This is a genomic window from Devosia sp. (assembly GCF_036676215.1).
In the GTDB taxonomy this organism is placed as follows: Bacteria; Pseudomonadota; Alphaproteobacteria; order Rhizobiales; family Devosiaceae; genus Devosia.
Genome location: NZ_JAKFDJ010000086.1, coordinates 1 through 9,408 on the forward strand (window position 1 = coordinate 1; position 9,408 = coordinate 9,408).

At 64.8% G+C, this 9,408-nt stretch carries 10 protein-coding genes; 8 read left to right on the forward strand and 2 right to left on the reverse strand.

All coding sequences use genetic code 11. From position 1 onward, the window contains the following. Together V6M52_RS09105 and V6M52_RS09110 are read right to left on the reverse strand one after the other, a co-directional pair. A partial coding sequence (locus tag V6M52_RS09105; RefSeq protein ID WP_332700788.1) for a cell division protein ZapA occupies positions 1-374 on the reverse strand: 374 nt, incomplete at its 3' end. 4 nt (positions 375-378) lie between these two features. Beyond that, positions 379-666, reverse strand: a complete 288-nt coding sequence (locus V6M52_RS09110; protein ID WP_332690142.1) for a DUF4164 family protein — start codon at positions 664-666, stop codon at positions 379-381. 206 nt (positions 667-872) lie between these two features. Here V6M52_RS09110 and tkt point away from each other — a divergent pair, with 206 nt between their 5' ends. The 8 genes from tkt (at position 873) to V6M52_RS09150 (ending at position 9,227) form a co-directional block, all read left to right on the forward strand. Beyond that, a complete protein-coding gene (tkt, locus tag V6M52_RS09115; RefSeq protein ID WP_332700789.1) occupies positions 873-2,846 on the forward strand; it encodes a transketolase in 1,974 nt (657 codons plus the stop codon). Positions 2,847-2,894: 48 nt separating this feature from the next. Next, positions 2,895-3,902, forward strand: a complete 1,008-nt coding sequence (gene gap / locus V6M52_RS09120) for a type I glyceraldehyde-3-phosphate dehydrogenase (protein WP_332686831.1) — start codon at positions 2,895-2,897, stop codon at positions 3,900-3,902. Positions 3,903-4,006: 104 nt separating this feature from the next. Next, positions 4,007-4,543 (forward strand): putative glycolipid-binding domain-containing protein, encoded by a 537-nt coding sequence (locus tag V6M52_RS09125; protein WP_332700790.1) that lies wholly within the window; start codon positions 4,007-4,009, stop codon positions 4,541-4,543. Positions 4,544-4,610: 67 nt separating this feature from the next. Beyond that, the gene (locus V6M52_RS09130) at positions 4,611-4,901 is read left to right on the forward strand and encodes a hypothetical protein (protein ID WP_332700791.1); all 291 of its coding nucleotides are present in this window, start codon (positions 4,611-4,613) and stop codon (positions 4,899-4,901) included. An 86-nt stretch (positions 4,902-4,987) separates the two neighbouring features. Further along, positions 4,988-6,190 carry a phosphoglycerate kinase gene (locus V6M52_RS09135; protein WP_332686828.1) on the forward strand — a complete coding sequence of 401 codons (1,203 nt, stop codon included), beginning with the start codon at positions 4,988-4,990 and terminating at the stop codon, positions 6,188-6,190. A gap of 158 nt (positions 6,191-6,348) precedes the next feature. Continuing rightward, a complete protein-coding gene (locus V6M52_RS09140; protein WP_332700792.1) occupies positions 6,349-7,377 on the forward strand; it encodes a class I fructose-bisphosphate aldolase in 1,029 nt (342 codons plus the stop codon). Positions 7,378-7,542: 165 nt separating this feature from the next. Continuing rightward, positions 7,543-8,145 (forward strand): thiamine phosphate synthase, encoded by a 603-nt coding sequence (locus V6M52_RS09145; RefSeq protein WP_332700793.1) that lies wholly within the window; start codon positions 7,543-7,545, stop codon positions 8,143-8,145. Next, entirely contained in the window at positions 8,142-9,227 is a 1,086-nt protein-coding gene (locus tag V6M52_RS09150; protein ID WP_332700794.1) for a tetratricopeptide repeat protein, read from the forward strand. The genes V6M52_RS09145 and V6M52_RS09150 overlap by 4 nt, the downstream gene beginning before the upstream one ends. Positions 9,228-9,408 lie beyond the last annotated feature (181 nt).

Sequence of the window (9,408 nt, forward strand, 5' to 3'; positions counted from 1 at the left end):
CCCTGCGGCACCGGCGCCGCTTCGTCCAGCACGCTCGCAACGCCTTCCAGCGTCTTGGCAGCCTCGCTGAGTCTCGCGGCGAACTTGCCTTCCAGCGCTTCGATCTCGGCGGCGACTTCCTGCCCGGCCCGCGTCAGCACGAGCACTTCGTTCTCCAGCGCCTTGATGCGGCGCTCGGCCTCGGCCAGGTCGTCCACCACCGCTATCCCGGCCATCACCGTCAGCCGGTTGTCGCCGATTTCCCCGACGGCGCCCTTGAGCGCCTCGACCTGGATATTGAACCGTTCGGCCAGCCCGATCAGGTGCTGCTGCTGGCCCTCTTCGCAGGCCATGCGGTACTTGCGGCCATTGATTTCGACATTGACTTCAGGCACCGCTTTACTCCGCCTTCGCCAAAACTTCGCGCACCGTTTCCATCGCCTCGACCAGCCGGCGCGACACGTCATGCGCACTGTCGTCAAGCCGCTTGGCGCGCGCCGCGGCCTTGTCGAGTTCGGTGGCCAGCCGCGCGCGCTCCTGCACAAGCCGCTGCGTATCGACCTCGACGCGGTTGTGCTGGCGCATGCGCGTACCGAGATTCTTGACACTCTGATCCAGCCGCGCCATGGCGCGATCGAACCGCGCAGTGGCGGCGGTCAGCCCGTCTTCAAGTTCCGTCTCACTCATTGTTACTACGGTCCTCTGCGTGCGACGATTCCAGCGCTTACAGCGTGCCCCAGCACCGGCCGCAATGCAACCGCCAGACCAACTGGCGAGGTGGGCCTTGTCATTGACACGATAGGCGAACCTGTTATGCCTCGAACCCGCCTTCGGGAGGAGGCTTTTGGCGCCTCTTCTCCCCAGATTTCAGCCCTGACGAAAGCGCGAGCCCGATGACGAACACTGCCCAGCAAAACGACTTGGCCAATGCGATCCGCTCCCTTGCCATGGATGCGGTCGAGAAAGCCAATTCCGGCCATCCTGGCCTGCCCATGGGCTGTGCCGATATCGCCACCGTGCTCTTCACCAAGGTGATGAAGTTCGACCCCGCCGATCACAAATGGGCCGATCGCGACCGCTTCATCCTTTCGGCCGGCCACGGCTCGATGCTGCTCTATTCGTCCCTCTATCTCCTCGGCTACGAGGACATGACGATCGATCAGATCAAGAATTTCCGCCAGCTTGGCTCCAAGACCGCCGGCCACCCGGAATACCACTTCGCGCAGGGCATCGAGACCACCACGGGCCCGCTCGGCCAGGGTCTGGCCAATTCGGTGGGGTTTGCCGTCGCCGAGGCCAAGCTCGCCGCCGAATTCGGTTCCGACATCGTCGATCACCACACCTGGGTACTGGCCGGTGACGGTTGCCTCATGGAAGGCATTTCCCAGGAAGCCATCGCCTTGGCGGGGCACCTCAGGCTCAACAAGCTGACAGTCATCTGGGACAACAATTCCATCACCATCGACGGCGCCGTATCGAACTCGGACAGCACCGACCAGGTCGCCCGCTTCAAGGCATCGGGCTGGAGCGTCATCGAGATCGACGGCCATGACCAGGCCGCGGTCGAGCAGGCCCTACTGGCATCCAAGAAGTCGGACCGCCCGACCATGATCGCGGCCAAGACTATCATCGGCTATGGCGCTCCCAAGAAGCAGGGCACCGAAAAGGTGCACGGCGCCGCGCTCGGCGCCGAAGAACTGGCCGCCGCCAAGCTTGCGCTCGGCATCACCTACCCGGCCTTCGAGATTCCCTCCGAAATCCTGTCGTCCTGGCGTGCCGCCGGCACCCGGAGCCAGAACATCCGCGGCGAATGGGCCGCCCGCCTCGCCGCCTCGCCCCACAAGGCAGAGTTCGAGCGCCGCATGAAGGGCGACCTGCCGGCCGACTTCAAGTCCGCCATCGACGCTTTCAAGAAGAAGCTGGCCGAGGACAAGCCGAAGGTTGCGACTCGCAAGTCGAGCCAGATGGCCCTCGACATCATCAATGCCACCCTGCCCGAAACGCTGGGCGGCTCGGCCGACCTGACCCACTCGAACCTGACCAACACCAAGGAGATGGTGCCCTTCCAGGCCGACAACCGCCTGGGCCGCTACATGATGTATGGCATCCGCGAGCACGAAATGGCCGCGGCCATGAATGGCGTTGCCCTCCATGGCGGCCTCATCCCCTATGGCGGCACGTTCATGGTCTTTACCGACTATGCCCGCCCCGCCATTCGCCTCGCCGCGCTGATGGAACAGCGCGCCATCTATGTGATGACGCACGACTCGATCGGCCTGGGCGAAGACGGGCCGACCCACCAGCCGGTGGAACACCTGACCGCCCTGCGCGCCATTCCGAACCTGCTGGTCTTCCGCCCGGCCGATGCCGTGGAAGCCCTCGAATGCTGGCAGCTGGCGCTGGAATCGACCTCGGCGCCGTCGATCCTGGCTCTGTCTCGCCAGAACCTGCCGGCCCTGCGCACCGAGCATCAGACCGAAAACCTTTCCGCCAAGGGCGCCTATGTCATTGCCGGCGACAACAACGCCGACGTCGTGATCTTCGCGACCGGCTCGGAAGTGGCCATCGCCGCCGCAGCCCTGCCCCTGCTCACTGAGAAGGGCATCTCCGCCAAGGTCGTGTCGGTGCCATCAATGGAACTGCTGGCCAAGCAGTCCGACGCCTACAAGGCTGACCTCTACGGCAAGGCCAAGGCGCGCGTCGCCATCGAAGCCGGCATCTCGATGAGCTGGCACAAGCTGCTGGGCGACCAGGGTCGCTTTGTCGGCATGCACAGCTTCGGCGCTTCCGGGCCGATCGAGGCGCTCTACGAGCACTTTGGTATTACGGCCAAGGCCGTGGTTGAAGCTGTCACGGCACAGTTGTAAGAGAGCCCCGCCCTCCCCTTTCCAACTCCCTCCCTAGGAGCGTCTAATATGGCAGTTCGCGTCGCCATCAACGGTTTTGGCCGCATCGGCCGCAACGTCCTTCGCGCCATCATCGAGTCCGGTCGCACCGACATCGAAGTCGTGGCCATCAACGATCTCGGTCCTGTCGAGACCAATGCGCATCTCTTCCGCTTCGACAGCGTGCATGGCCGCTTCAACGGCACCGTGACCGTCGAAGGCGACACCATTGACGTGGGCCGCGGCCCGATCAAGGTGACCGCGGTGCGCGATCCGGCCGAGCTGCCGCATGCCGCCATGAATGTCGACATCGCGCTCGAATGCACCGGCATTTTCACATCCAAGGAAAAGGCCAGCGCCCACCTCAAGGCCGGCGCCAAGAAGGTGCTGATCTCGGCCCCCGGCGATGGCGCGGACCTTACGGTCGTCTATGGCATCAACCACGCCCAGTTGAGCCGTGACCACATCGTGGTCTCCAACGCGTCCTGCACCACCAACTGCCTGGCTCCGGTGGCCTATGTGCTGCACAAGGAATTCGGCATCGAGAAGGGAATGATGACCACCATCCATTCCTATACCGGTGACCAGCCGACGCTCGACACCATGCACAAGGATCTCTATCGCGGCCGCGCTGCTGCCCTTAGCCAGATCCCGACCTCGACCGGCGCTGCCAAGGCCATTGGCCTCGTGCTGCCCGCGCTCAAGGGCAAGCTCGACGGCGTCTCGATCCGCGTGCCGACGCCCAACGTTTCCTGCGTCGATTTCAAGTTCATCACCAGCCGCGATGTGACCGCCGACGAGATCAACGCCGCGGTCAAGAAATACGCCGATGGCGAGCTCAAGGGCATCCTGGGCTACACCACCCAGCCCAACGTCTCGATCGACTTCAACCATGACAGCCACTCCTCGACCCTGGCCTTCGACCAGACCAAGGTGATGGGCGGCAATTTCGCCTCGATCCTCTCCTGGTATGACAATGAATGGGGCTTCTCCAACCGCATGGCCGACACGGCCGTGGCGCTGGGCAAGACGCTCTAGGAACTACGATCGGCGGATGCAAAAAAGGGCGCCTTCAAGGGCGCCCTTTTTCTTGCCAGGGCCGGCGGAACGGCCATAGTGATCCGAGCTTGTCAGGTGCAGCCATGAGCCTTGATCGAACCATAAGCTGGCGCGGCCTCGACCCGTTGACGCTGGAGCATTGCCACATCGTCGCCAATGGCCGCGACACCCGCATCCGCGGCGCCATCGTGACGCCGGCCTATGGCCTATACTACCGCATCAAGCTGGACGACGCCGGCCATGTGCGCACGGTCAAGGTGGAACGCACCGACGGCAGGGTGCTGGAACTGTTCTCCGATGGCGCCGGCAACTGGTCGGACGACCGGGCCGAACCGCTGCCCGGCCTGAGGGGCTGCATCGACATCGACCTCTGGCCCACGCCACTCACCAATTCCCTGCCCATCTGGCGCAGCGATTGGGTGGACGGCGTGCCGCAGCGTTTTGCCATGGCCTGGATCGACGGCGACGAGATGAGTGTACGGCGCGACGAGCATATATATACTCGCCTCGACGACAACCATGTCCGCTACCAGAATACCGAGGGCTTTGAACGCGTCCTGGAGCTGGATACCGATGGGTTGGTGGTCAACTATCCGGGCCTGTTCGAGCGCGCCGGCTGAGCCTGTCGTCCCAGAGTCACCAAATCAGCCTAGAAGCGTCGCGTCTGTGTCGTGGGGGCAACCAGCCATGTTCCACATCACGCGGCGTATCCTTGCCGCTCTGCCGCTCGCCTCGGTCATGATCGGCCTAGCGGACCAGCCGGCCATGCTGGTGCTCCCGCCATCGCTGACGGCAGGACTACTGCTGCTACGCGACCGCCAGATCCGCCGCCGCGTCGGCCTGGCCGCCTGGCCCAGCGACGGCTTTGCCCGCCATGTGCTTGTCGACGACCTCGGCCGGCTGGCTTGCCTGACCCTGCTTGGCCTGCCACTGTTCTTCCTCGGCATCCTGCTGCGCGGCGCGCTGACCGCGACCTGATCGATAGAGATTCTTCCCGCTCCGGCTTCCCCCCCTCGCCCCGCTCTGCTACGCCACAGGCGACGATCTAGACCCCGGAGCCTGCCATGTCCGCGACTTTCAAGACCCTCGACGAGCTCGACCTCAAGAACAAGCGCGTGCTGCTTCGGGCCGATCTCAACGTACCGGTCGCCGACGGCAAGGTCTCCGACGCCACCCGCATCGAACGGCTGGTCCCCACCATCCGCGAGATCGTCAAATATGATAGCAAGGTTATCCTGCTCAGCCACTTTGGCCGCCCCAAGGGCAAGGTCGATCCAGAATTCTCGCTCGAACAGGTCTGCGAAGCGGTCGCCAATGAGACCGGCCACCCGGTCGGCTTCATCGCCACCGACTGGACCGATGTCTCCGCCGCCAAAAGGGCCATCGACGACGCCCCGCCCGGCTCGGTGCTGATCCTGGAAAATACCCGCTTCCACCCCGGCGAAGAGGCCAATGACCTCGACTTGGCCAAGCGCATGGCCAGCCTCGGGGACGTCTATGTCAACGATGCCTTTTCGGCCGCCCACCGCGCCCATGCCTCGACCGAAGCGCTGGCCCGCCTGTTGCCGGCAGCAGCGGGCCTGGCCATGCAGGCCGAACTCGAAGCGCTCGAAGCCGGTCTCGGCAAGCCGAAGAAGCCTGTGGTCGCCATTGTCGGCGGCGCCAAGGTCTCTTCCAAGATCGACCTTTTGGAAAACCTCGTGACCCGGGTCGATGGCCTCGTCATCGGCGGCGGCATGGCCAATACCTTCCTGCACGCTCAGGGCTATGGCGTCGGCAAGTCGCTGGCGGAAAAGGACCTCGCCGAAACCGCACGGCGCATCATGGACAAGGCCATCGACAGCGGCTGCGCCATCATCCTGCCCATCGACGCGGTCGTTGCCTGGCACTTCAAGGCCGACACCCCCACCCGTCTCTATGGCGTCGACGCCATCGACAATGACGGCATGATCCTCGACATCGGTCCCTCCTCGATCGAGCGCATCACCGGCGCCATCGACGATGCCCATACCGTGGTCTGGAACGGCCCCATGGGCGCCTTCGAGATGAGCCCCTTCGACGTCGGCACCGTCGCGCTCGCCAAGCATGTCGCCAAGCGCACCCATGACGGCAAGCTGATCTCGGTGGCCGGTGGCGGCGACACCGTCTCAGCCCTTGCCCATGCTGGGGTCAAGGACGACTTCACCTATGTCTCGACCGCCGGCGGCGCCTTCCTCGAATGGATGGAGGGCAAGCCATTGCCGGGTGTGGAAGCGCTGAAGAAGTAGATCAGCGCGTCGATGGACATCCACGAAACAGAATAGCCAAGCCGGTCACTCCAATCTTCCATACAAGATTAGCCTTTCGTCGCATAAACGCAGGTCTAATCGCCGCCGCCGTAACGAAAGTCTAATCTCGGGCCAATCCCTGATACCGAGGTTGGACCATGACGAAGTCGCTCAACGCTATTGCCAAAAAGCTGATGGAGCCAGGCAAGGGCATCCTGGCTGCCGATGAATCCGAAGGCACCATCGCCAAGCGCTTTGCCAAGATCAACCTGCCCAATTCGCTCGATCTGCGCCGCGACTATCGCGAGATGCTGTTCCGCTCCACCGAGGCGATGACCAATTACATTTCCGGCGTCATCCTCACCGAGGAAACGCTGGAGCAACACGCTGCCGACGGCGCTGCATTCCGCGCCATCCTGGCCGATGCCGATGTCATTCCGGGCATTAAGGTCGATCGCGGCGCCTTCCCCATGCCCGGCGACAACGGTGAGAAGATCACCGAAGGCCTCGACGGCCTGCGCCAGCGCCTCGAGCGCTACGCCAGCCTCGGCGCCGGCTTCGCCAAATGGCGCGCCGTCATTACCATCAATGACGTCGCTCCCACCCGCAACAATATCCGCGCCAATGCCCATGCGCTGGCCCGCTACGCCATCCTCTGCCAGGAGGCTGGGATTGTTCCCGTCGTGGAACCCGAAGTGGTCGGCGACGGCGATCCGGGCAACCATTCGATGGAGCGCTGCGCCCAGGTCACCGGCGACGTGCTGGAAAACACCTTCAAGGAACTGCGCCTGGCCGGCGTGGAGCTGTCGGGCATGCTGCTCAAGCCCAATATGGTCCTGCCCGGCGTCAATTCGCGCGAACGCCCCTCCTTCGAGGAGGTCGCCCGCCGTACTGTTGAAGTGCTGCGCGAGCATGTGCCGGCGGCAGTGCCCGGCATCGCCTTCCTCTCCGGCGGCCAGACCGACGAAGAGGCGACGGCGCATCTGTCGGCCATGAACCAGATTTCCGGCAAGCCCTGGCCAATGACCTTCTCCTATGGTCGCGCGCTGCAGAATGTGGCTTTGCGCACCTGGGCGGGCCGTCGCGAGAACTTCCCCCAGGCCCAGGCCGCCTTCACCCACCGCGCCCATATGAATTCCCTGGCTGCTCTGGGCACCTGGACAGGCGAACTCGACCGGGCCGCCTGACAACCGCTCTACCTGACGTCCCAACGTCACACTGGTGCGCGCCCTCCTCCTGGGGGGTGCGCATTTTTCTTTGCGCCTGCCGGGGGCTTCGCCTATTGGAAGGCGACCTCTTTGTCGCCAAAATGGGCAGACAAGAAGACGTCTCGCGTCGAGTACCCGGAAGCCATGGCCCCCCAGCTTTATCTGATCACCCCCGCCACCGCCGATCCGGAGACTTTTCCCACGACGCTGATGGCCGTGCTGAATGCCGCCGAGTTTTCCGCGCTGCTGGTCAGCCGCGGCACGCTCGACGCCACGGCCTATGCCCGGCTCGCCGCGGCCGTGGTCAATGTCGGCCAGGGCGCCGGCTGCGCCGTGCTGATCGAGGACGACATTGCGCTGGCGCGGCGCCTGGGCGCCGATGGCGTGCATGTGACAGGCGGACCCGAGGCCATCAGGGACGCTGTTGCCACTCTCAAACCGGCCATGATCGTCGGCGCCGGCAATGTGCATTCCCGCCACGACGCGATGACAGCGGGCGAGATGGATATCGACTATGTGTTCTTCGGCCCCCTCGAGGGCGCCGTCGATCCGCAGGACGCCGACCTCGCCCAGTGGTGGGCGGAGACTTTCGAGGTGCCCGGCGTGCTGAGCCTTCCCGATGCCGCCCCCGGCGCGGCCGACGCGCGCGGCGCCGAGTTCATGGCGCTGTCGCGAAGCCTGTGGTCCGCGCCCTCGCCGGCAGCGACGATGCGCGAGATCGCGGCCGGCCTCGGAGCTTCGGCATGATGGCGCGCCTGTTGCTCGCCGCGCTGCTGGCGCTGACATCGCTGGCTGCCGTGGCGCAGGACGCTCCGGAAACCCCGGATAGCCCGGCCGACGCCATTTCCGACGAAATCTTCGGGCCCCGCGTTCCCACCGACTATGCTTTCGGTGCCTTTCAGCGCGGCTATTTCCTGACCGCGCTCGAGCTGGCCCTGCCCCGCGCCGAGCAGGGCGACGCGGCCGCCCAGACGCTGATTGCCGAGATGTATGCCAAGGGCCTGGGCGTCGCCCAGAACGACCAGCGCGCCGCCGGCTGGTACCAACTCGCCGCCAATGGCGGCGATCGCCTCGCCACGTTCGAACTCGCACTTTATTATCAGGACGGCATCGGCGTGCCCAAGAATCGCGCCCGCGCCGCGGACCTGTTCCGCCAGGCAGCCGAGGCAGGTTATATCCCGGCCAAATACAACATGGCGCTGCTGCATGTCGAAGGCGTTCATGCCGCGCCCAGCCTCGTCACCGCCGCGACACTGATGAAGGAAGCCGCCGACGCCGAGCTGCCAGAGGCGCAGTATGACTATGGCAGCATGCTGATCGAGGGGGCAGGAGTCGCACCCAACCCGGAGGAAGGCGCCCGCTATATCGCGCTGGCCGCTGACCAGAACCTGATCGCCGCCCAGATCGACTATGCGACCCTGCTCTATCTTGGCCAGGGCGTAGAAAAAAACACGGCGGAAGCCGCGCGCTGGTACGGCATTGCGGCTGAGGCTGGCAATGCCGTTGCGCAGAACCGCTATGCCAAGCTCCTCGCTGTCGGCGAGGGCGTACCGCTCGATCTCGAGGAGGCGGCCATGTGGCGCGCCCTGTCGCGGCGCCAGGGCCTGTCCGACCCGGCGCTCGACCGCCTGCTGGTCTCGATTCCCGAGGCGGAACTGGCCAGCGCCGAGGAGCGCGCCCGCTTCTGGCCATCGGTCCCGCCGCAGATCGAAACCGTGCTGGAAATTCCCACCATCGATACGCCGCCGACCGTCAGCCCGGCGCTGCCCGCGCCCACCGATGCGGGTGAGGCGCCCAGCGCCGCACCCGCCGAGCCGCAAGACCCTTGAACCCAAGGGCATTCTGAGGCAATAAGCCCGCCACGCCCTCAAGCCCAATCAACCTTCGGCCAGCCGCATCCGGCGCGCGTGGCCCGAACCGACAATTTCGCGCACCCGAAAGCATCACCCGCATGGCCAAGATCAACGGCAACGAAATCCGCCCCGGCAATGTCGTCAACCACCAGGACCG

Coding starts and splice junctions, on each gene's coding strand:
- V6M52_RS09130 (WP_332700791.1), top strand. CDS start 4,611: ATGTTCCACATCACGCGGCGTATCCTTGCCGCTCTGCCGCTCGCCTCG.
- tkt (WP_332700789.1), top strand. CDS start 873: ATGACGAACACTGCCCAGCAAAACGACTTGGCCAATGCGATCCGCTCC.
- V6M52_RS09140 (WP_332700792.1), top strand. CDS start 6,349: ATGACGAAGTCGCTCAACGCTATTGCCAAAAAGCTGATGGAGCCAGGC.
- gap (WP_332686831.1), top strand. CDS start 2,895: ATGGCAGTTCGCGTCGCCATCAACGGTTTTGGCCGCATCGGCCGCAAC.
- V6M52_RS09145 (WP_332700793.1), top strand. CDS start 7,543: ATGGCCCCCCAGCTTTATCTGATCACCCCCGCCACCGCCGATCCGGAG.
- V6M52_RS09135 (WP_332686828.1), top strand. CDS start 4,988: ATGTCCGCGACTTTCAAGACCCTCGACGAGCTCGACCTCAAGAACAAG.
- V6M52_RS09125 (WP_332700790.1), top strand. CDS start 4,007: ATGAGCCTTGATCGAACCATAAGCTGGCGCGGCCTCGACCCGTTGACG.
- V6M52_RS09150 (WP_332700794.1), top strand. CDS start 8,142: ATGATGGCGCGCCTGTTGCTCGCCGCGCTGCTGGCGCTGACATCGCTG.
- V6M52_RS09110 (WP_332690142.1), bottom strand. CDS start 666: ATGAGTGAGACGGAACTTGAAGACGGGCTGACCGCCGCCACTGCGCGG.